General features: G+C 66.3%; 17 protein-coding genes and 1 tRNA gene. 9 read left to right on the top strand and 9 right to left on the bottom strand.

The genetic code is table 11. The features are described 5' to 3' along the window. Nucleotides 1-8: 8 nt before the first annotated feature. The gene (locus ACSQ9I_RS12480; protein ID WP_436313378.1) at nt 9-1,040 is read right to left on the bottom strand and encodes a 2-dehydropantoate 2-reductase; all 1,032 of its coding nucleotides are present in this window, start codon (nt 1,038-1,040) and stop codon (nt 9-11) included. A gap of 5 nt (nt 1,041-1,045) precedes the next feature. Further along, nucleotides 1,046-3,670, bottom strand: a complete 2,625-nt coding sequence (gene alaS, locus ACSQ9I_RS12475) for an alanine--tRNA ligase (RefSeq protein WP_436313377.1) — start codon at nt 3,668-3,670, stop codon at nt 1,046-1,048. A 150-nt stretch (nt 3,671-3,820) separates the two neighbouring features. On the opposite strand from alaS, the gene ACSQ9I_RS12470 reads away from it, so the two are divergent. Beyond that, nucleotides 3,821-4,192, top strand: a complete 372-nt coding sequence (locus ACSQ9I_RS12470) for a DUF2784 domain-containing protein (protein ID WP_093109434.1) — start codon at nt 3,821-3,823, stop codon at nt 4,190-4,192. 107 nt (nt 4,193-4,299) lie between these two features. Further along, on the top strand, nt 4,300-5,256 hold the full coding sequence (locus ACSQ9I_RS12465) for a cupin-like domain-containing protein (RefSeq protein ID WP_093109272.1): 957 nt from the start codon (nt 4,300-4,302) through the stop codon (nt 5,254-5,256). A gap of 16 nt (nt 5,257-5,272) precedes the next feature. On the opposite strand, the gene ACSQ9I_RS12460 is transcribed toward ACSQ9I_RS12465, so the two are convergent. Beyond that, nucleotides 5,273-6,697, bottom strand: a complete 1,425-nt coding sequence (locus ACSQ9I_RS12460; RefSeq protein WP_436313376.1) for an FAD-binding oxidoreductase — start codon at nt 6,695-6,697, stop codon at nt 5,273-5,275. Between the two features lie 210 nt (nt 6,698-6,907). Here ACSQ9I_RS12460 and ACSQ9I_RS12455 point away from each other — a divergent pair, with 210 nt between their 5' ends. The 7 genes from ACSQ9I_RS12455 to tnpB (ACSQ9I_RS12425) all read left to right on the top strand — a co-directional run bounded on the left by ACSQ9I_RS12455 (nt 6,908) and on the right by tnpB (ACSQ9I_RS12425) (nt 12,849). Then, nucleotides 6,908-7,333 (top strand): ester cyclase, encoded by a 426-nt coding sequence (locus ACSQ9I_RS12455; RefSeq protein ID WP_093109274.1) that lies wholly within the window; start codon nt 6,908-6,910, stop codon nt 7,331-7,333. A gap of 2 nt (nt 7,334-7,335) precedes the next feature. Beyond that, a complete protein-coding gene (locus ACSQ9I_RS12450) occupies nt 7,336-8,019 on the top strand; it encodes a TetR/AcrR family transcriptional regulator (RefSeq protein ID WP_436303746.1) in 684 nt (227 codons plus the stop codon). Continuing rightward, complete coding sequence (locus ACSQ9I_RS12445; RefSeq protein WP_436313375.1) at nt 8,016-8,492, top strand: c-type cytochrome; 477 nt, start codon at nt 8,016-8,018, stop codon at nt 8,490-8,492. The genes ACSQ9I_RS12450 and ACSQ9I_RS12445 overlap by 4 nt, the downstream gene beginning before the upstream one ends. 61 nt (nt 8,493-8,553) lie before the next feature. Beyond that, nucleotides 8,554-8,627 (top strand) — tRNA-Gly (locus ACSQ9I_RS12440). Between the two features lie 84 nt (nt 8,628-8,711). Further along, complete coding sequence (locus ACSQ9I_RS12435) at nt 8,712-10,787, top strand: DUF6538 domain-containing protein (protein WP_436313374.1); 2,076 nt, start codon at nt 8,712-8,714, stop codon at nt 10,785-10,787. A 1,292-nt stretch (nt 10,788-12,079) separates the two neighbouring features. Then, entirely contained in the window at nt 12,080-12,388 is a 309-nt protein-coding gene (tnpB, locus tag ACSQ9I_RS12430) for an IS66 family insertion sequence element accessory protein TnpB (protein WP_436313372.1), read from the top strand. After that, nucleotides 12,337-12,849, top strand: a complete 513-nt coding sequence (gene tnpB / locus ACSQ9I_RS12425; protein WP_436315746.1) for an IS66 family insertion sequence element accessory protein TnpB — start codon at nt 12,337-12,339, stop codon at nt 12,847-12,849. Before tnpB (ACSQ9I_RS12430) ends, tnpB (ACSQ9I_RS12425) begins: the two co-directional genes overlap by 52 nt. Nucleotides 12,850-12,874: 25 nt before the next feature. Here the strand turns inward: tnpB (ACSQ9I_RS12425) and ACSQ9I_RS12420 are convergent, their stop codons facing one another. The 6 genes from ACSQ9I_RS12420 to ACSQ9I_RS12395 all read right to left on the bottom strand — a co-directional run bounded on the left by ACSQ9I_RS12420 (nt 12,875) and on the right by ACSQ9I_RS12395 (nt 22,161). Beyond that, nucleotides 12,875-16,405 (bottom strand): SAV_2336 N-terminal domain-related protein, encoded by a 3,531-nt coding sequence (locus tag ACSQ9I_RS12420; protein WP_436313371.1) that lies wholly within the window; start codon nt 16,403-16,405, stop codon nt 12,875-12,877. Beyond that, nucleotides 16,402-17,442, bottom strand: coding sequence for an AAA family ATPase (locus ACSQ9I_RS12415; RefSeq protein WP_436313370.1), 1,041 nt, complete (start codon nt 17,440-17,442; stop codon nt 16,402-16,404). Before ACSQ9I_RS12415 ends, ACSQ9I_RS12420 begins: the two co-directional genes overlap by 4 nt. An 11-nt stretch (nt 17,443-17,453) precedes the next feature. After that, a complete protein-coding gene (locus tag ACSQ9I_RS12410) occupies nt 17,454-19,271 on the bottom strand; it encodes a hypothetical protein (RefSeq protein ID WP_436313369.1) in 1,818 nt (605 codons plus the stop codon). Beyond that, nucleotides 19,268-20,395 (bottom strand): hypothetical protein, encoded by a 1,128-nt coding sequence (locus ACSQ9I_RS12405; protein ID WP_436313368.1) that lies wholly within the window; start codon nt 20,393-20,395, stop codon nt 19,268-19,270. The genes ACSQ9I_RS12410 and ACSQ9I_RS12405 overlap by 4 nt, the downstream gene beginning before the upstream one ends. Nucleotides 20,396-20,686: 291 nt before the next feature. Next, a complete protein-coding gene (locus tag ACSQ9I_RS12400) occupies nt 20,687-20,956 on the bottom strand; it encodes a hypothetical protein (RefSeq protein WP_436313367.1) in 270 nt (89 codons plus the stop codon). A 515-nt stretch (nt 20,957-21,471) separates the two neighbouring features. Then, the gene (locus tag ACSQ9I_RS12395; protein WP_436313366.1) at nt 21,472-22,161 is read right to left on the bottom strand and encodes an ImmA/IrrE family metallo-endopeptidase; all 690 of its coding nucleotides are present in this window, start codon (nt 22,159-22,161) and stop codon (nt 21,472-21,474) included. Nucleotides 22,162-22,387: the final 226 nt, after the last annotated feature.

Raw genomic sequence — 22,387 nt, 5'->3', positions numbered from 1 at the left:
CTTGCCGTCTATGTCAAACCCAGCGCCGATTGCAATCGTTGTGCCGACAAGTGCTCTGGCCGCTCGGGCCAGGCTTCCAGCAGCGCCACCATCTTCTCGTTGATCGGCGCGCGGGCGCCGTTCGACTTGGCGAGCCGCGCCACCTCGCCGCACAGCGCGTCGATCTCGGTGCGCCGGCCCAGCGCCAGGTCGTCGGCCATGCTGGAGCGCGCCTTGTCGTCGATGCGCAGCATGCGCGCCGCGACCAGGCGGAACAGCGGCGTCGGCAGGCGCAGCATGAACGGCAGGCGCCGCGCCGGCACCGCCGCGAGCTGCGCCGGCGCGATGTTGGCCCACGCCAGGGCATCCAGCGCTTCGTCCATCAGGGCCGCCAGACAGCGGCGGTAGCCGCGGTCCAGCAGCTGCTCACGCAGCGGCAGGCCCGAGAGCGCATTGATCGGGTTGTTGAGATTGAGCAGCAGCTTGCCCCATTGGACCGACAGCATGTCGTCATAGGTGTCGACCGGTACGCCGGCACGCTCGAACACGGCCAGCCAGGGCCGCAGCGCCCTGCTGCGCCGGGCGGCCAGCCGGCCGACCGTGCCGCGGTGGAAGCTGCCGGGTTCAATCTCCGCGACGTTGTACGGCACCATGCCGGGCAGCACATAGAGCGTGGGTGCGATCTTCGATGCGACGGCCGCATTCGAGATGCCGTTCTGCAGCGAAAGCACCGGCGTGCCGGCCGGCAGCGCCTCGGCCAGCGCGGCCGCGGCCTCGGCCGTCGCACTGCTCTTCACGGTCAGGAGGACCAGCGAGGGCCGTATGCCCAGCGGCACCCGCTCCTCGAGATGCAACGCGTCGGGCGGCACGTGGCGCTCCATGCCGTCGAGATCGCTGAGCGTGATCCCGCGCCGCGCGAGCGTCTGAAGCACGCGCGGGCGGCCGACGAAGACCACGCGCACGCCCTCCGCCGCCAGGCAGCCGCCGATAAAGCAGCCGATGGTGCCGGCACCCATCACGAGCACGTCGACGGGCACCGGCTCGGACTCGGGCTCGGCCATGTGCGCTAGATCCGTTCCGCGACCCAGCCCTGCACCGACTGCAGCGCGGCCGGCAGGCCTGCCGCATCGGTGCCGCCGGCCATGGCCATGTCGGGCTTGCCGCCGCCCTTGCCGCCGACCTGCTGGGCGACGAAGTTGACCAGCTCGCCCGCTTTCACCTTGCCCATGGTGTCGGCCGTGACGCCGGCGGCGATCTGCACCTTGCCGCCGTCGACGGCCGCCAGCACGATGGCCGCGGTCTTGAGCTTGTCCTTGAGCTTGTCCATGGTCTCGCGCAGCGTCTTGGCATCGGCGCCGTCGAGCTTGGCGGCAAGCACCTTGATGCCGCCCACATCCACCGCCTGCGCGAGCAGTTCGTCGCCCTTGGACGAAGCGAGCTTGCCCTTGAGCGCGCTGACCTCGCGCTCCAGCGCGCGCACCTGATCGAGCACCTGCGTGAGGCGCGGCTGCAGCTCCGAGGCCGGCGTCTTCAGCGTGGCCGCCACGCTGTTCACCGTCGCCTCGAGCTCCTGCAGATAGGCCAGCGCATTGGCGCCGGTCAGCGCCTCGATGCGGCGCACGCCGGCGGCCACGCCGCCTTCGCTCACGATCTTGAACAGGCCGATGTCGCCGGTGCGCGCGACGTGCGTGCCGCCGCACAGCTCGCGGCTGGAACCGATGTCGAGCACGCGCACGGTGTCGCCGTACTTCTCGCCGAACAGCATCACCGCGCCGGTCTGCTGGGCCGACTCCATGTCCATCAGGCGCGCCTGGGTCGCCTGGTTGGCCAGGATCTCGGCGTTCACGCGCTTCTCGATCTCGAGGATCTGCGCTGCGCTGACGGGCGCGTTGTGCGCGAAGTCGAAGCGCGTCTTGTCGGCATCGACCAGCGAGCCCTTCTGCTGCACGTGCGTGCCCAGCACCTCACGCAGCGCCTTGTGCATCAGGTGGGTGACGCTGTGGTTGCGCATGGTGGCGGCGCGCAGCATCGTGTCGACGCGCGCGGTGACGGCATCGCCCACCTTCAACGTGCCCTGCGTCTGCGTGCCATGGTGGCCGAACACGTCGGCCTTGATCTTCTGCGTGTCGTCGACGCCGAACTGCACGCCTTCGGCCACCAGCACGCCCTGGTCGCCGACCTGGCCGCCGCTCTCGGCATAGAAGGGCGTGGTGTCGAGCACCACGATGCCGGGCTGGCCTTCTTTCAGTTCCTGCACCGGCGCGCCTTCGTAGTAGAGGGCCACGACCTTGGCCTCTTCTTCGAGGTGCTCGTAGCCGGTGAAGGTATTGGCCCCGCCGCTGTACTCGACGGCGCGGTCCATCTTGAACTTGCCGGCGGCGCGGCCGGCGGCCTTCTGCTTTTCCATCGCCGCGTTGAAGCCGGCCGCATCGACCTCGACGCCGCGCTCGCGGCACACGTCGGCCGAGAGGTCGAGCGGAAAGCCGTAGGTGTCGTGCAGCTTGAAGGCCACTTCGCCCGGCAGCACCTTGGCGCCATCGGCCAGGGCCGCGTCGAGGATTTCCATGCCGTTGGCCAGCGTCTCGAAGAAGCGTTCTTCCTCGGCCTTCAGCGTCTCGGTAATGCGCTTCTCGTCGGCCACGAGCTTCGGATAGGCGTCGCCCATCAGCGCCACGAGGTCGGGCACCAGCTTGTGGAAGAAGGGCTTCTTCTGGCCCAGCTTGTAGCCGTGGCGGATCGCGCGGCGCACGATGCGGCGCTGCACGTAGCCGCGGCCCTCGTTGCTGGGGATCACGCCGTCGGCCACCAGGAAGGCGGTGGCGCGGATGTGGTCGGCGATCACGCGCAGGCTCTTGTTGTCGAGGTCTTTCTCGCCGGTTTCGCGCGAGGCAGCCTTGATCAGCGCAGCGAAGATGTCGATCTCGTAGTTGCTGTGCACGTGCTGCAGGATCGCGGCCAGGCGCTCCAGGCCCATGCCGGTGTCGACGCAGGGCGCGGGCAGCGGCTTCACGCTGCCGTCGGGCTGCATGTCGAACTGCATGAACACGTTGTTCCAGATCTCGATGTAGCGGTCGCCGTCTTCATCGGGCGAGCCGGGCGGGCCGCCGGCGATCTCGGGGCCGTGGTCGTAGAAGATTTCCGAGCACGGGCCGCAGGGGCCGGTGTCGGCCATCATCCAGAAGTTGTCGGACATGTAGCGACCGCCCTTGTTGTCGCCGATGCGCACCACGCGCTCGGGGGGCAGGCCGATTTCCTTGGTCCAGATGTCGTAGGCCTCGTCGTCCTCGATGTAGACGGTGGCCCAGAGCTTCTCGGCCGGCAGCTTGTAGACCTGGGTCAGCAGCTCGAAGGCCCAGGTGAGCGACTCGCGCTTGAAGTAGTCGCCGAAGCTCCAGTTGCCCAGCATCTCGAAGAAGGTGTGGTGGCGCGCGGTGTAGCCGACGTTCTCGAGGTCGTTGTGCTTGCCGCCGGCGCGCAGGCAGGCCTGCACCGAGGCCGCGCGCACGTAGGGGCGCTTGTCGGTGCCGAGGAACACGTCCTTGAACTGCACCATGCCCGAGTTGGTGAACATCAGCGTCGGGTCGTTGCCGGGCACCAGCGAACTCGACGGCACCACGGTATGGCCCTTGGAGGCGAAGAAATCGAGGAAGGACTTGCGGATGTCCGCAACGCTGAAGGTGGGCTGGCTCATCTTGGACTGGACTTCTGAGAGAGGCGGCCGAGCGGGCAGCCCCTGCATCGAACCCACCTAACTGCTTGATTTGCTTGAACATTCGATTATAGGTTTGGCCCCCTGCCCCGACCGCCCCTGTTGGTATGGCGAAGACCTATGCTCGGGCCCATGAACGACCGCCTGCTGGCCGACGCCGTGCTGGTGCTGCACGGCCTTTTCATCCTGTTCGTGGTGGCGGGCGGCCTGCTCGTGTGGCGCTGGCCGCGGCTCGCCTGGCTGCACCTGCCGGCGGTGCTGTGGGGCGCATGGGTGGCATGGACCGGAGGGTACTGCCCGCTGACGCCGCTCGAGAACGAACTGCGGCTCGCGGCCGGCCAGGCCGGCTACAGCGGCGGCTTCATCGACCATTACCTGCTCGGCGCGATCTATCCCGAAGGCCTCACCCGCGGCGCGCAGATCGCGTCGGGCACATTCGTCGCCGTGCTCAATTTGGGGGTGTATGGGCTGCTTCTTCGCAGGTGGCGCGCCAAGCGAAGCTGATGCCAAGCCGCTGGAAAATTGAAAACAAAAGGAGTACTCTTTCGCCGAACAGCTCGGCGCCGGCGCGTCACGCGCACGGCAGGATCGGTTGGCCTGAGGAGGTCATCATGCTCGGTGAATTCGTCACAAGAGAACAGGCCGCCACCCTTGCAGCACGAGCGCGGCGACAGCCGGAACACCTGCTCGAGTTCGAGCCCGATGTGGTGCGCAGTTCGTACAACCTGCGGCCGTTCCTGATCCATCACCATCTCTGCGAACACCCCAGCTTCTCGCTGGACGCATTGTTCGCGCTCTGCCGGCGATTGCCGCGCGGGCAGGTGCAGTACCGCGTTGGCGCCATTCCCGGCGATGCGAATTTCGACTCCTCCTACGAGCGCTACCGCGAGGGCCTGCGCTTCGACGACGTGCTGGAGCAATTCGAAGAACGCAAGGCCTACATCTGCATCTACAACCCGGAGCGCGATGCGGGCTACCGGCCGGTGCTGGAGGACCTGCTGGCCGAGATCGCCGCGGCCATCGAAGACATCGATCCGGTGATCACCTGGTACTCGACCTACGTCTTCATCTCGACGCGCGACGCGGTCACGCCCTACCACATGGACCGCGAGATGAACTTCCTGCTGCAGGTGCGCGGCGAGAAGGAAGTGATGCTCTGGAATCCGCGCGACGACGAGATCATGAGCGCCGCCGAGAAGGACCGCCTGCTCGCGGCTTTCGAGAGCCAGCGCCCGAGCTACAAGCCCTCCTTCGAAGCCAAGGCGATGCGCTACGAACTGCGGCCCGGCTTCGGCGTGCACCATCCCTTCATCGCGCCCCACCGCGTCCATACCGGCCCCGACCTGTCCGTCTCGCTCGCCTTCACCTTCCGCACGCAGAAGTCCGACCTGCGGACCAGCGCGCATGCCTTCAACCACGTGCTGCGCCGCTGCGGCTGGTCGCCGGCGGAGGTCGGGGCCGAGCATCCGTACGCCGATCGCGCCAAGGCGGCGGCGGCGCACGCGATGGATGTGCCGCTCGAGTTGCTGCGCAAGCACCGGCACGCGCGTTCGGCCGCCGCGCACTGACGAAGGCGCAACGCGCTCAAGGCGCCGGCTCGATGTTCAGGTTCATGCGGAACAGGTTGCCCGGATCGAATTGCCGCTTCACGGCCTGCAGGCGCGGGTAGTTCGCGCCGTAGCTGCCCGCGACGCGCTCGGCCTCGTCCTCCGTCAGGAAATTGACGTAGCCGCCGCCGGTGGCGTGCGGCACGGCATCCTGGAAAACCTGCCGCGCCCATGCGCGCACGCGCTCGTCGTCGGCCGCGTCGGACCAGCGGCCATGCACGTTCATGATGTAGCGCGCATCGCGGCCGACGAAAGCCGTGTCATCGGGTTTCACGCGCGCCATCGCGCCGCCGAGCTGGGCGATGAAGATCTCGCACGCCGGCCCCGGCAGCCGGCCGACGGAATCGATCACGAGGTCGAGCGCTGCATCGCTCAGCGTGCTGAAGTTGTTCGACTTCCAGTAGTTGCGGCTGCCCGGCGTGAGCAGCGGATCGAAGGCCGACTGGAAGCCGACATAGGGCGTCGGCCCCAGCGCAGTCCCGAGCGGATCGCCGAACTGCAGCACCGGCGCGGCGGCGCGCTCGCCGGCTTCAACATCGCCGCTGTAGACGAGCGGCAAGATCACCACCTCCGTGCCGTGGACCGATTCGGGAAGGAAGGGCAGCGGGGGCGCCTTGCGCATCACCGTCCACACGCTCAGCTCGTCGGGCGCGCCGGCGGTGAAGTCGCGCCACGCGCGCAGGACCTGCTGCGCCTGCGCAAACGGATAGACCACCAGGCCCGAGTACACCTCGGGGCCGACCTCATGCAGCTGGAACTCGAACGAAGTCGCCACGCCGAAGTTGCCGCCGCCGCCGCGCAAGGCCCAGAACAGCTCGGGTTCCGAGGTGGGCGAGGCGACGCGCTCGGTGCCGTCGGCGATCACGACGGTGGCGCGCAACAGGTTGTCGATGGTCAGGCCATGGCGGCGCGTCAGCCAGCCGAAGCCGCCGCCGAGCGTGAGCCCGGCCACGCCGGTGGTGGAATTGATGCCGAGCGGCGTGGCCAGGCCGTGGGCCTGCGCCTCGCGATCGAAGTCGCCGAGCAGCGCGCCCGCGGCGACGCGCGCGGTGCGCTTCGCGGCATCGACCACGACCGTGCGCATGCCCGACAGGTCGATCATCAGCCCGCCCTCCGCGACCGCATTGCCCGCGATGTGATGGCCACCGCCGCGCACGCTGAGCAGCATCTTGTGCGCCGCGGCGAAACGCACGGCGGCCTGGACATCGCTGTCTTTCATGCACCGCGCGATCAGCGCCGGTCGGCGGTCGACCGTGCCGTTCCAGACCTTGCGCGCTTCGTCGTAGGCGGCATCGGCAGCGCCGAACACCCCGCCGCTGATCTGCGCCGCGAAAGCGGCGACGTCGGACTGCTGGAGTTGCCGGACGTCCTTGTCCAGCGTCTGGTAGGTCAGAGAGGTCATGGGGTGCTCCCGGAGTGAACGCGTTGAAGAGCCGGAGGCTCATTCTTGCGATCTGGCCGCTCCCGCACCTGACCCGGCGTCCTTGAAATCTATCCGTGCGTCCGGACGGTGGCGGGCTGGGGCGCTCTCGGATCAAATGAGATTAATTTCTTGTAATGAGACTGAAATCTCATTACGATGCTGGCACTTCAACCCGCAAGGACACTCACCATGGCACTGACCCGCAGCGAAATGGATCGCAAGCTCGACGAGCATTTCAATTTCGAAGCCCAGGACAACGTGGAGGGTGTGCTGGCCACGCTCACCGCCGACGTCGAGCACGACGTGGTCGGCTGGCCCAGCGGCCCCAGCCGCAGCCGCGAAGGCGCGCGCCCGTTCTACGAGACGCTGTTCGCCGACCTGTCCGAAGGCAAGGTCGAATCCAGGCGGCGCCTCTACGGCGACAACTTCATGGTCGACGATTCGCTATGGAGCGGCCGGGCGCCGGGCCACCCCTTCGGCATGGACGGCCGCGACCGTCCGCTGGCCTTCCGCCTGCTGCACGTGATCGAGTTCGCCGACAACGGCGACATCCGCCGGGAGAACGTCTGGGTCGACCTGGGCGCCATCCTGCAGCAGTTGCCCCAGGTGGGCTGAGCATGGCGGGAAACGAAGGCCGCCCGCAGCAGAAGCAGCGCACCCGCAAGGCCCTGCTGCAGGCCGCATCGCAACTGACGAAACAGGGACGCCGGCCGACGCTCGAGGAGATCGCCGAAGAGGCACTGGTTTCGCGCGCCACCGCCTACCGCTATTTTCCGAACGTCGAGGCGCTGCATCTGGAGGCATCGATCGACATCGAGACGCCGCAGGCGGAGGATGCGCTGCGCGGCGCGCCGGCGGACGACGTGGTCGCCCGTCTCGAACACGTGGACGACGCGCTGCACACGATGATCGCGGCCAACGAGGCGCCGCTGCGAATGATGCTGGCGCAGTCGCTGGAGCGAAGCGCCCGCGGCGAAACCGACGCGCAGTTGCCGGCACGCCAGAACCGCCGCACGCCGCTGCTCGAAGCCGCGCTCGCGCCGGCGAACGGCTCCATCAAGCCGGCGGCGCTGAAGAACCTCAAGCACGCGCTCGCACTGGTGATCGGTCCCGAGGCCATGGTGGTCTTCAAGGATGTGCTTCGACTCGACGACGCCGAGGCGCGCAAGGTCAGGCGCTGGGCGATCCGGGCGCTGGTCGCGGCTGCGGCGCAGCCTGGTCAGGCGCCGGCCAGGCCGGTTCAGCGCAAGCCGAAGGAAACGATTCTTCCCCGCCGATCACGTCCAAGGAGTTCTCCATGACAGCGCACCCGAAATTCGTTGCCGCCGCATTCGCCCTTCTCGCCTGTGCCGGCACCTTGGCCGGGCCTGCGGAAGCCGGCAAGGACCAACTGCGCCGCGGCCGCTACCTGATACAGGTCGCCGGCTGCAACGATTGCCACACGCCCAACTACGGACCCAGCAACGGCCAGGTCGACGAGAAGCTCTGGCTCACGGGCGATGCCCTGGGCTGGGCCGGTCCCTGGGGCACGACCTATGCCACCAACCTGCGCCTGCTGATGGCCAGCATGAGCGAGCAGCAGTGGATCCGCCATGCGCGCAATATGCGGCCGCGGCCACCCATGCCCTGGTTCAATGTCCGCGCCATGAGCGATGCCGACCTGAAGGCCATCTATGCGTTCACCCGCTCGCTAGGGCCCGGCGGTTCGCCGGCACCCGCCTATGTGCCGCCCGGCAAGAAGGCTGCGGGGCCGGTGGTGCAGTTCCCGGAGTGACGCAGCGCGTGCCACGCTGGGCGTTCAGGCGGCAGCGACCGCAGTAGAATCCGCGCCTGCTGCGGGTGTAGTTCAATGGCAGAACGGCAGCTTCCCAAGCTTCATACGAGGGTTCGATTCCCTTCACCCGCTCCATAGTTTGCCAAGTGGTTGTCCCGCTTGGTTTTTCTATGAAGCAACCACCGCGCACGCAGGTCTGCTACGAAAGTGGGGACCAAAGTGGCAAGTGCGCAGTACCTTTATCGCCGCGCGAGCGGCATCTATTTTGTTCGCCTCTGTGTGCCAACGCGCCTGAAGGCTGCGGTTGGCAAGGGCGAGATCCATCGCACCACAGGGTGTCGAGACTACCGCCTCGCCAAGATCGTTGCGGCCGAGTTGGGCGCTGAGTGGCATCAGGCGATTCGAGCACTCGAACGCATGGACATTGGCAAGATCAAGGCCGGCTCTCTCCGGTTGCTGGGTGAAGGTTTCATTCCTTTGGATGAAGCTGCCGGCGAGCTGGGTACATCAGCCGGAGCTCTGGCAACCGAACTCGCCGCGATTCAGGCGCCTTTTTCAATCGAAGCAAGAAACTGGCTCGGCTGGCCGGTCGAGAACATCCACGAGACTCTCGAGCACGTGTTTGATGAGCTTGGACAGCTGGAAGTCGTCATCAGCGAAAGCCGCCTCGGTGGGAAGGATGCGCAAGTGCGCTTCACAGGCCGCTTGACGCTTCGATTTCCAGACGAGGCAGTGGAGATTGCCCAAGGGACGACACCGGCTGGGGTCTGCCAGTTTGCGGTGTGGCCCTCGAAGGATCGGTACTTCGTTTGCGATCTACCTGGTCAACCGATTCGAGCCGGGGAACTCGAAGTGCGCAAGACCGATGTCGAACGCTTGCGAGGCACCCTTGCCTCCAAGGTGACGCCTGAAATGCTGACCGCCTCTTTGGCGGAGCAATCGAGGACTGGCGCGCCGAGATCCACCTCGCCGTCTACCGTGCCAGGTTTGCGATTCTCCGAGTTTGCCGAGGAGTATTTGGCCCGAAACAAGGGGCTTTGGAAGCCTGACCAGCAAGCCCGCCGCAAAGACCAATGCGCCGCCTTCGAGCAGCTCATGGGTGACCCATTGTTGTCGGAGATCACGCGGCAAGTCATGCGACAGTTCGGCGACCGAATCGCGCGTATCCCCGATGAGCGCCACAACGTCCGTCGGAAGTACAAGTCGGACGCCGATTTCCTTGAGCTGGTACAGCTGGCCGATCAACACAACCTGCCTCGACTCACCATCCAGGCACAGAAGCGACTGCTCGATGGGCTCGCAGAGATCTTCTCATGGGCCGTTACAGAAACGGTCATGCCGACAAACCCGGCCAAGGGGCTCGGGTCCGAGGTAGAACGCTCGTCAGGCGCTACGAAAATCAAGGCCCATGAACAACGCGACGAAATGGCCGCCGAGGATCTCCAGAGGATCATGTCCGCATCGTGGTACGTGAAGGGCCACGGCGAGCGCACCGCGCAGGGCATCTATTTCAGCTACCGGCCTCACTACTACTGGCTCCCGCTGCTCGCACTCTTCACGGGCGGTCGCTTGAACGAGCTTGCCCAGCTGTACCTCGCCGATATCAAAACGCCCGACGGAGGTACACCGTACATCGATTTCAATCTGGAAGGTGCAGACAAGCTCAACGTTGATGATTCCGACCAGCCCGCGGCGACTGACAAGTCCTTGAAAACGATCAGTTCAGCGCGCCAGATACCAATTCACAAGAGCCTCCTTGAACTTGGCTTTCTCGAGTACTGCGCCGCCTTGCGGAGGGCCGGTCACGTGCGGCTTTTTCCTGAACTCAAGTTCGATGCGAAAAAGGGCTATGGCAAAGCAGCGGGAAAGTGGTTTAACGAGCGATTCCTAGGGCACAGCCTGAAGATCGCGAGGAACGGTAGGAAGACGTTTCATTCGCTCCGCCACAACTACGCCACCGCGCTAGGCGCAGCCGGAGTTCCGACGACAGTCAAGTCTGACCTCATGGGTCATTCTCGTGAGCTACCGTTGGTCGAGTCGCGCTACGACAAGGGGGCAGCGCTGGCTGCCTTGAAGACTCACATCGACAAGATCGACTACCAGCTTCCCGGCATCGCGAAGTTCAGCGTCGCTGATGGCCTTGAGGCTATCAAGGACGCGACGATCCTAAAAGCAACACGAAAGACGGGCGCAGTTCGGAAGTTTCAGGCCGCTCACCTCGGGTGCGGCGCACCCGATCTGTTGAGTCCCGGTGTCGCCCTGTGCAAAGGCAATCTCCACACAGAGGAGCCCTGACCGTGCAGAATGCGTGAATCATCGGCAGGCATCGACGTCGGGGAATGAACTTTGGCGGACTCCATCAAAAATGAAGGACAGGCCGAGAAGCCGGTTACTGGCAGAACGGCATGGGACCTACTCGCCAACATCGCCGGCCCGAAGTTTGTCCTTTTCGTGCTCGTGCTGATCGCAGCGTACCTCGTGGCCATACTTTTTCTTCAGCGATCGTGTGAAATAGGGGCTGTGGACTTCTTGGGGCTGAAGATTTCCCCGCCTTCCAGGTGCTCCCAGCATGACGCTGGCTCGACGCATCAGGAGCCGCGTCGAGATCGACCCGCTTTGCCGACTGCCACGGCCCCCAACGGCGATCAGCCCAAAAGCGTGACGGCGGGCAGCTCAGGCGAGGCACCGCCGCCAGCTTCATCCGTCCAGGTAGCCCCTCCATCCCCCGCGCCATCGCCTGCGGTTGCCGCTGCCGCCCCAGCGCCTGCACCAACTACGCCTGCACCAGCCGCGACGACGCCAGCAACAGCACTGGCGGGCGGCGACCCTGCAGCGACAGCTTCGGTTCGCAAGCCAGATTTGCCCGCATCGAAATCAGCTCCGAACTCAGCCTCTCGGGACGCAGCGATCGCAATGGCCCCAAAGACAGCAGAAGCGCCAAAGACCTTCGCACCAAAAGCTTCACCGTCAGCTAAGCCAAATCCGGAGAAGCCAAAAGCAGCGGCGGCAAGCCATGACGATGATTCAATCGGATATGAGAACCGAGACAACGCAGACATTCGATACACCGTTGCTCGGAAAATCGTTGAGATCACCGATGTTCGGGGTGAGCCACATGTTTGCTCCCAGCCCCTGGTTCTGCACGCTACCTATACGTATCGACGTGATTTTCACGAGTCAGGGGAGGCGCAAAGGCTGCTAGCAGACTGCGCGGAATCTGACCGGCAAGTCGGCATTGAACTTGAAAGGGCGATTGAGGTGTGGCGGGTGTCTCGGGTCGACGCCGCAAAGGTCATGGAGTCCCCCAATCGAAGCGCCCTAGAGGGCGCTCTCAAAACATGTGTTCTTCGAAAGATGCAGAGTCGTGTTGGTGGCAAGGCCAAGTATGAGACTGTGAGGGGCCTCGCCAGCACTCAGACGATCTCGACCCTATATCCGATCTGCATCGCCAAAGGCACTGGCAACCCCGACCCCACGAAAGATTACCGCCCCGCCCCGGTGTTGGCGCGCCGGTAGCCAACCAGCAACGGCATCAGCGACCTCCTGCGGAACCAGTGCGTCGGCGTTAGCGCCCTTATCGCGCGAAGATGCTGACAACCTATTTCGCGTGCTCGACGAGAACGGACCTGCGCTGCGTCGCCGCGTCAAGAGCGACCCTGCGCTGCGGGCCTACTCCGCCTACCTGGAGCCGCCGCTGTGGAAGCGCATCATCACGCGCGTGCTTGAGCGGGACAAGGGCATCTGCCAGTGCTGTGGGGCGGCTGGTGGCCGGCCACGCCGACATGAGGAGGGGCTTCGGCGGCCTCGCAGCCATGGTGCAGACGGCACTTACGGCCAATCCCTTCTGCGTTCACGTCTTCGTCTTCCGCGGCAGGCGCGGCGACATCCTGAAGTGAAGGTGCTGTGGTTCGACGGCCAGGGACTGATGCTGCTTGCCAAGCGGCTCGACCAAGGCCGCTTCGTCTGGCCGCAGGAGACGTCCGGCAGCGTGTTGCTCACGCCCGCGCAACTGTCCATGCTGCTGGAAGGCATCGACTGGCGCATGCCCGTGCACACGTACGATGCTCGCTGCCCGATGCCTTCCTCTGGTCACCGCATCTCGGCACGCGCCAGTACGCCAGAATCGTGCACGGGTGGGTCGAAGGCATTGGGCTGGACTCGTCCGCCTAGCTCGCGTGCGCGATGGGAGCACGATGCGACCAACGACCGAGATCGGCCAGTTGCGGGCGTTCGCCTGTGGCGGCCTTCGGGTTGGCTGCTACGGACAACGGAAATGATGGGCATCCCGGACGCAGGCATGGCCAAGTGGAAGGCGCGCCTTTCTGCGGCCGCCCCATCGGTTGTGTTCGCGAGCTAGATGAGACCTACGGCGTGAACAGGCTCTAGTCCCGCCGGCTCTCCGGCCACACGAGGCGCGCGTGGCGCTCGAAGGCGGCCAGCGTGGCGTCCTCGAAGTCGTGGCTGCGGCGGAATTCGACGTCGACGAATCCGAGCGACTTCGTGACGCGGTCCGTGCCCGTCCTGAACATGTCCGGCCGCTCACGCGCATAGGCGTCAACCGCTTCCGACGCGCGGTCGACGGCGGCGTCCACGTCGAGCAAAGTTGGGAAGCGGCTGCGCTCCAGATCGCGCGCTGCCAAGGCGTTCCACACGTCCGAGAAGCCCAGGCCCGGGAACTTCCATTCCGTGTACTGCCGTAACAGGTCTTCGTCGACCGGCCGCCTGAGGACGTCCTCCGAACGTCCGATGGCGCGCAGCGCCAGCGCCGAGAGCTCCACTTGGTGGTCGGTGGTCCCGACCGCACCGAGGCTAAGGGCCAGGCCGACATGCTCCGGCTTGCGGCCCGCGGAATAGATGACGAAAGGTACGAGGTTGCCCTCGCGCCGAAGCCCCTCCAGCAGCGTGTAGCCAGCCCGCCGATCGCCCGGCCGCCCCATGTCCGATATCACGACGTCGAACAGCGATCCGCGCGCGGCCACCAGCCCCTGGTCGGTAGACGTCGCGAGTTCGTAGACCAGCTGGCCCCGCGCCAGCATGCGTTCGCGTTCGTTGGTGTTGTTGTCGGGGCTGTCGTCGACCCACAGCACGCGGGGCCGCCGCGGCGGCCGCGCAAGGCGCGTCGCCACTGTCGTCCTGACGATCCTGCCCAGATCGTCGATGAGCGCGAGATAGCCGGCGCGCGAGATGATCCATTTGACCTCGCGCTCGGCGTCCGAATCGGAATCGAGGCTGCGCGAGTCCGCGTGAATCTCGTGCTGGGGAAACCGCTCGGAAACCATCGCCACGGCTTGCGGCGGAACCGCGAACTCCATCTTCAGGACGCCGGTCGAGCCCGGCGGCATGCGCTCGAACACGGCAACGGTCGCGTCCTTCCAGAGCAACAGCAGGCGATCGAGGTAGCCCGCGTAGTCCGCGCTGTAGGCCAGCTCGGATAGGCCGTCGGTGCCGAAGCGCTTGAAGAACGGGCTGAAATAGGTCACCAGGGTGTCGAAGAGCTTCGGCTCACGCAAGGCCTCGAGGATGGCGACCCGCTCGTCGCGCCCGTACCTGCCTTCGAGGAGATCGTCGACGGGCGTGGCCGCGAACGCGCGCAGCAGGCGCAGCGTCCTCGGAGGAGCTGCTTCCTCAAGCGCCCGCGGATCGTAATGCAGCGCGAGGCACACGGCGTTCCAAAGCTCCCGCACGGTGTTGCGCCAGCGCCAGGCCTGGTCCCCATCGCCATCGATCCACTCCTCGACCTCCACCATTGCCTTCGCGAACGCGTCGAGCGCCACCCGCACGTCGAAGTGATGGATCGGATCCTCGCCCGTGAAGAGCAGCTCTCGCACCGGCCCCCAAAAGACGTACTCGGACACGTACATCCAGTGCGCCAGCTGCGCGCGCCGTTCGCTTGGCCATTCGGGGAACATGTCGCGGATGCTGGTCGTCCGCTCGCCGTTCACCGCGGTGATAGCCGAGACGTGAAAGGCCAGTGCCATGGACTGCAGCAGGCTCAGCGCCGTCTCGAGCCAGTCGGCCGCCTCGTCACGGGACACCTGGGACGTCAGCGAGGCCAGCAGGTCACGCGCATAGGGCGCAAAGGCCCAGCTGCCATCCTCGCGTTCGTGGACAAGTCGCGCAGCGCGCAGCGCCTGCCAGGCCGGTGCGGGCATCGCCTCGGGAGAAGGCTGGCGGCCCGCAGCGGCGACGGCCGCGACAGCGAGGGCCGCCCGGCCTTGGGTGAGGTGCAGGAACTCGCGCACCTGGCGCTGTGCCTCGCGTAAGCTGGACGGCAGCCCGAGCAGGGACGTCGCCACGTCGGCGAAGGGCTGTGCCCAGGCCGGAAGGCGATGGCGACCCTGCTCGTCGGCGATGAATTGCGGCGAGCGGACGCCGGAACCGGAAAGCCGCTCGAGATGCCGGGACACGTGGCGCTGCAGCTCGCGGGCGATCTCCTGCGCGTCGCGCTCGCGCAGCGACCGCAGCAGCAGCTCGCGGGCCTGCGGCCGCACCGCGTACCACCCGGCGCGCGACTCGTCCCGCGTGCCGAGCCCGGCGGCCGGCCGCGAGGCGACAACGATGCCAGTGCGCAGGAGTTCATCCAACAAGCCCGGATCGGTCGAGCCCTCGAACTTGACGGCCTGCACCAAGCGCGCCACCGCGAGCGTGAACGGGCTGGCACACAGGAAGACGGCGAGGCGGAAGACGTTCGGCGACTCGTACTTCAGCAGCGACACCGCCTGCGCGACGGCCGCCTCCGTGGGCTCCTCGCGCCGCTCGCGGCGGCCGCCCTCCTGGAGCGTCGTCCGCGCCTTCTTCGGCAGGCGCAGCCGGTAGGCCGGATTGCGTCGTCCGCGCGCCATCTGCATGTCGGCCCATTGCGCGAGGCCGGCGGCGCCCAGCGGGGCGACCGGCAAGGCGATGGCGTCGCCCGCCTGCGTGCCAGCCTCGCCCTCGTCGTCATCCTCGATGCGCCACCAGTGCAGGTGCATGTTCAGCGCCGACGGCAGAGCGCCCGCGGCGGTCGTCGACACCGTGCCATGCGGGTCGCCCAGCCTACTGCGCGCCCAGCGGTCCGGCGACGTCAGCTGCAGCAGCAGCGTGCAGCTATCGCGCAGCCAGGGCACCAGCACCTCGGCGTAGGCGCCGTTCGTCCAGTGCCAGGAGGCGCCGTTACTGGCGAAGATCACCAGCCGGCGTGCTGCCTTTCCTTGCAGGGACGCGACCGGTGCGCGCACGCCGTGGCGGTTTTCGAGGGTCGCCGTGCGTGCGGACCCGTCGCCCACGACGCGCAAGGTCCATTCGCGCACGCGGCCGAAGGCGCCCGTCGCACGCAGCACCGCGGCAAACTCGCGCAGCATGTCCTCCCACACCGGCGCCGCGCCTTCATCCTCCACCACGAGCTCGACGTCAAACCAGCGCTCGCGGCGCGGCCTGAACACCGGCATCACGAGCCGGGGATCATGCGACCACAGGCGGGCGCAGGCCTCGACCGTGCCCTCCTCGTCGATGTCCAGGTACTGGCGAGAGGGCCAGCGACGTGTCAGCGGCCTCAGCGCGCGCATCATGGCGAGCCGGTTGGCCAGGGCGCGCGGCGCGGGCAGCATCACCGGCGACGCGGGCCGGTCGAGCGCGGCGGGCTCGTCGCTGATGATGCGCGGGAAGACCGGCCGTAGCGCCGAGTCGTCGAAGGCGTCGGGCGACAGCTTGTCCTCGTGCTCGTCGGATCGTCGCTGGCGGCTGGGCCTGGCCGGCGGCTCGCGCGTCGGCGCGGCCGCGGGCTCGTGCGCGCGCGCGTCCGCGCGGGTAGGGCCGGAAGCGTGCAGCGACAGATCCACCCCCTGGGTCGCGAGCCAAAAGGCGTCAAGTAGCTGGCCGACGTCAGCCTCGATGCCGGTCGCCTCGAGACGCGCGAGAAAGCCTTGCAGGCTCACGTGCCCTGCCCGCTCAGCGGCCGCATCAGTTGCTCGCGCACCGCGCTCAGCTCGTGGGCGTCGAACTTGCGCTTCTGGATGTTCTTCATCGCCACGGTGAGGAAGACTGCGTTCAGGAGTTGGTCGGTCGCGACGTCCTGGTTCTCGCGCTGGGCGCTGTCGAAGCGATCCACGAGGGCCTGGATCTCCGCCCGATCCAGCACGTCGGCATGTTCCTTGAGATGGGACTCGACGATGCGCAGGAGCTCGGTCGACTTTGGTGGCTCGATCTCCAGGCGCACGCAGCGGCGCAGGAACGGAGCCGGGAACTCACGCTCGGCGTTGGAGGTCATCATCACGAACGGGAACTGCCGACACTCCAGACGGCCGCCCGCGATGCTCACTGGTTGGCCCTCGAAGTCGTCGACCTCCACCGGCTCTTTGCCGCCCAACCGCCGGAGCTCGGGAATCTCGTACTCGCCTTCCTCGATGACATTGAGCAGATCGTTGGCGAAGTCCAGGTCGGACTTGTCGATCTCGTCGATTAGCAGGGCGCGCGGCCAATCGCTAGCGACCAGCGACGTGCCCAGCGGGCCGAGCTTCAGGTATTGCTGCACCGGCGGCTCCTTGCGCCCGGCCTGCAGGCGGCCCACTGCGTCGTACTCGTAGACGCCGCTGCGCACCGTGGAGCGGGAGTTGATGGGCCAGCGCAGCACCGGCCCCATCCGGAGCTCGTGCGCGACCTTGGCGATCAACGTCGACTTGCCGGTGCCGGGACGTCCCGTCAGCAGCAGCGGACGGCGCAGGTACAGCGCCGCATTGACCGCGATCCGCATCGGGTCGCTGACGATGAAGGGCCTCGCGCGGCGGCCCTCGGCCTCGCTGCCCTTCGGGTCGGCGACCGGCGGCACCAGCGGCTCGAGCGCGTGCGCGAAGCGCCACGGTGGCGGCGGCGGCAGCGTGGCCAGGCCGTTGTGCGGCGTCCCGTCGCCGGTGAAGATCTTCCAGTCGCGCTGACCGTCGGTCGGCGCGGCCTGGGACGGGATCGGTGCGTGCATGACAGTCGTTCCTATCGCCCGTGGGCATTCGTGAAGGGATTGAAGGACGGATCGTCCCAGACGAGCGAGGCCTGCTGCGCGTCCTCGACGCCGCGCACTCGCGCATCGTGGAACTCGTCGACGAAGTCCTCGAGGTTGCCGAGCCCGGCGCTCAGCGTCTGCAGCGCGCGGGCGACGTCGCCCCACTCGCCTGGCGCCGGCGGCGGCTCGTGCCGCACGTAGAGGAAGGGTGCGCCGAGGCTGAGGACGCGGCGCAGCACGTCCTTGCCACGGGTCGGCGGCAAGCCCTCGACCGGATGCGGCAGACTGAAGCCGGTGAAGCACAGGCCCTGACCCGGCGGGATGCTCGGCCCGTCGTCGATGCGGATCCAGCGCATCTCAGCCGGCTTCTGGCCGCGCAGGCCCGACGCGTACTCGGCCCATTTCTTCAAGGTTTTCGGGTTGGTCGAGAAGATGCGGCCCCGGTCGCGCAGCACGACGCGGGCCTGCTGGCCCAGGAGGCCGCCGTCCGGCGTCGGAAGACGATGGAACGGACGATCCAGCAGCGGCAGGTCGATCACGAACTGGATCTGCATCTCGTCCAGCGGGTAATGCGGCGCCACCTCGGCCAGGATCGCGTGCATGGTCGTCTCGAAGGCCTTCCAGCCGCGCACCGGCCGCTCGTCGAAGCGGTGGGCCTGGTCGAACGAGGCGTCCGTGCAGCACAGATAGGGCCGCAGGCCGGTGATCTCGCCGCCCTCCTGCCGCACCTCGACGAGCAGCAGGCGCTGCAGGCTTTCCCGCGCGAGCTTGTCGTTGATCTCCCGGCGACTGCGTGGCTGGCTCTTGGCCTCCGCATCCAACCAGTCCGCGATGGGCGCCGACAACCCGGGCACCGTGGCCAGACGCATCATGAACTGCATCAGGCCGTGCGGCACGGCGCCCTTGTCGTCGCGCATCTCGCACAGGTCCTGCAGGGCCGACGCCAGGTCGTGGGCCTTCGCCGGCAGACCGAGATCGGCCACCGTACGTTCGTAGTGGCGAGCGAACAGGGCGTGGACGTCCAGGCCGTCCAGCAGCTTCCATGTGGATTCGAATAGCGCGGCGCGCGATCCGTTGACGCCGAGGCCGACAGCGTTTGCCAACGTCTGGGCGTCAGCGCGAAGGCCGGCCGTATCGAAGTCCTTCTCGAGCTTCGCGGGATCGAACGGATAGCCCGGCGTCGCGCGCAGCACTTCGAGCGCCGCCTTCACGAAGGTCCCGCCGGCGGCCGCCGTCTTCACGGTCCTGCCGTCCTCCGACGCGAACCGCACGAACTGCGGTCGATCGACCTGCTTGTGCGGCTCGATCGTCCAGTTCATTTGGCGGCGGTAGACGGCGCAGGTGTCGGCTAGCACGATCTGGTTGGCGAACCCGCCGAACGCCAACGTGCGAAGCAACCTGACGAAGTTGGTGATGTTGAAGAAGACGTCTGGTCGCCCGTCCTTGTAGTCGCCGCAGGCGAAGAATCGCTGGCCCGTCGCGTCGCAGACCATGCCGTGCCCGGACCAGAAGAAGAACAACTGCGAGCCAGGTTGTACGACCGCGGGCAACTGCTCGCGCGCGAAGCGGTTCAGATCTTTCGCAGACGTCTCACGGTGCACGGTCAACCGCTTTTTGTCTGCCGCCTCGACTAGGTCGTCGGGCAGCGGCACACCCGCATCGACGAACAGGTCGAGCTGCAACGCGACGTCCTTCAGCCCCAGAAGCCAGCGCGCGACATCGGACGCCACGGCCAGCGGCCCGTCCACGTTCCAGCCGGCCTGCTCGTAGCGGCCGATGCCGACCACCATCGCGCGAATCGTTGTCACGGCTGCATGAAGCGCTTGATCTCGGCCCAGACCGTGTCGTTGCCGAAGTAGTCGCTATGGGAATCCGGGAACAGCTTGCCCGACTCGGACTCGAACTCCTCCACGCCCTCGAACAGCCGGCTCGCCACGTAGCTCAGCATGTCGTTGCGGTCGTAGATGTTTAGCCAGCGCGGAAACGTCGCAGGCAAGGGCTCGTTCGGCTCGAGCGAGTCGAGGGCGCCGATCTCGTGGAACAGCGGCGACTGCGAGCCGAAGGTCACCAGGCGCTCGATCTTCGGTGCGTCCAGCATCGCGAACAGGTCGACGCACGCGATGCCGCCCAAGCTGTGGGCGACGACCGTGACCGGCCCGGGTGCGTTCCTGACCTCGGCGGCGATGAACTCGCGGATCTTCGCGCCCCGTGCTTGATAGAGCAGGATGTCGCCGATGAACGGGACGATCGCCTCGGTGAGGCCGCCGCGGTAGCGTTTGAGCAGCCCGGTCGCGAGGCGCTTTAGTCCGCGGACGAAGAAGTCGGTCGGCGCCAGCACGACCACCTGCCAATCGGTATTCAGCTGGGTCACCATGCGGTCGCGGAGGCCGCGGCTGGGGGTCGGCTCGCCACTGTCCTGGAGGTCGCGCAGCACCTGGGCCACGACGGCGCGGCTGAGCGCCTGCGCCGCCTCGGCCAGTTCGTGCGCCGAGTGCTCGAAGGCGGTCTGCGCGATGGAATCGGCGGCGGTCACTTCGTGCCAGGCGTTTCGCCATGCATCGATGTCGAGACCCGCCCGTTTGAGCAGGATCAGCATCCCCTCCGACGGCTGGTAGGCCGCGATCCGGTTCCATTCGACCAGCCACGCCGGGTCGACGCCCGGGGGAGGCGTCGGCACCGCCCCAGCGGGATCGCGGATGGTTAGCTTCTCCAGCTCGCACATCGGATCGGCGATCAACCAGGACCAGCGCGCGAAGTCCTCGCGCTCGCGCTCCTGTTCGAGTTTCTCGGTGTTAGCGTCCGGGGGCAACGACAGTCCCTGGAAATCGATGCCCAGCGCATTGCCCCAGGCGCAGGACGCGAACTTCGCGGCGATCCCCGCCTGCTTCGCAGTGCGTTCGGCCAGCGCCAGCGACTCCTTGTAGCCGCTCATACGCACGCCGGTGCCATGCACTAGCACAATGCTTCCGTCTTGCATGCTCATCTCCCCGAATTGCGGGAACTAGCCGTGCGGCCGGTACCCTGCCGCCGGTCGCGGCCGGGCGATTAACCAAGCGTCGAATCGCGCCTTCTTGCCTCCGCGCAAAGCATAAAGGAAAACCGGTCGCGCGGGTCGCGTGCGCGAGGCCGATCGACCCATCCCCTCGGATCCCTGGACGCACAGGCGATCGCGGATCGGCTCGCCGCTGCACGCCACCCGGGCGAAGCACCGAGGGATTTAGTCTCAGGTGACACGCTGCCTGCCGTTCAAGCCGTCTGAGGCTCGGGCGTGCAGACCACTGGTCGCGGCCTGTCTGACGCTGAACTCGATCAGCTCCTCCGATAGACTTTCAGCGGCCAGACGCGGACCTTCGACGGCGTCCGCTTCGTAGAGACAATGAAGACGATGCAGCACCGAAATACTTTGAACGTTCGCTTGAGATGCCGTCATGGTCGCCGACCCATCAATGCCCGGCTGGTTAGGTGCGACAGACCAGCCATACTGGTTCGGCATGGAGAGCAATCCAACTTATGTGCAGCGTCGGTCGAACCTGGAGGGATCGTCTTCAAGCTCAGATGGAGCGGGAGGCCTGGGAGCTTTTATTGGCAGATCTGTGGGAGTTCCTTTCGGCGGCTCTCGGCCGACAGGTGCAGGACGCAGAGCTGTAGCCTTTGAGGACCGCTTTGCGGCGACAAGTTCGCCGCAAGCGGCCCCGCTCTGTGCCCTGCCCCGCCCTTCGCATGCGACCGTCGTACGGCAGGTGTGCAGCGTCTACGGTCCGATGGACACGAACGACCGCAATCTGCCGCTCCGCCGTCATCCTCGACGCCCTGCTCAGTTGTCGCCGCCGGAGGAGTTCGTCGCATTGCTCGATAAACGTCTTAACTTTGCTGGATGCGCTTCGCACGTACACCGGCCCGCTAGTCACCTGTTCCATCAGTGGAGTCCTACGCTGTCCAGCACAAGCTGGTCAAGACGTAGGCGCTTCCTGCCTGCAAAGGAGGAGCTAGTGCCGCAGCCCCGCCTTTTTAAAGGTATACCAAGCCGGTCTGGCGCAGACGAATCGCCATGGTGGTGGGCGAAACCTGGAAGAGGTCGTACAGCGCATCAAAGTGGCGGCCGCCGAAACGCCTTGCCTGTGCGACCACCCGCTCGAAGGCAGGCAAGGGGTTGGGAGAGTTCATCAACGACGCGTAGCTGGGCCCGAGCAGTTCCCATGCAACAGTGTCCGTCAGCTTCAGGCGCTCCACGCCGAAACACGCCAGGAAAGCCCGGCGAAGCTGCTTCTCCGGAACCAAGAAACAACCGGCGAAATGATTCGCCTGACGCTCTTTCGGATCGGCCGGCGCATATGGTTCGGTCAGGCCATGCATCGGCATTTCCCGATGGTGGTGAAGTCCCGGATGCATGAGCAAGTGCCCGACTTCATGGGCCAGCGTGAAAAGCTTCGTGCGCGGCTTCTGCTCATCAGAGATCGCAATCACTCTGGCCGGGCGATTGATGAACCCACCCAGCTCGAATCCCTTTTTTGTTCCGGTGCTGCTCAACCACCCCTCTTGGACCTCGAAGCCGAGGTACTGTGCAGCAACCCAAGGATCACAAACGTCCATCGGGGTGACGTTTTGCCCCGGCCAAAGCGTGCACTGCCGATCCCACAACTCAAGTTGCAGCTTGCGAGCCGCCTGCTCGGGGTCGATACGGGTCGTGGCCAGTGTCATTTCGGCACTGTAATGCAAAATCCCCAGAAACACTAGATGTAGCGTCCGCGTCGATATTTGACACTACATCTAGCGTTTTACGTCGATAATCCCTTCGCGAATTTCGCGGCTCACTCTGTTGCGCATGGGGGCAAACGCTGACAGGTGTGGTTGTGCACGCCGGTTTGCGAAAATGCACCGAAGCCCACCATTCGTAGGTATCCCTTGCCACAAACCACCGGAGGAC

The sequence above is a fragment of the Variovorax sp. LjRoot84 genome (genome assembly GCF_964254305.1).
Classification (GTDB): domain Bacteria; phylum Pseudomonadota; class Gammaproteobacteria; order Burkholderiales; family Burkholderiaceae_C; genus Variovorax.
This window is presented reverse-complemented; position numbering and strand designations above follow the sequence as displayed.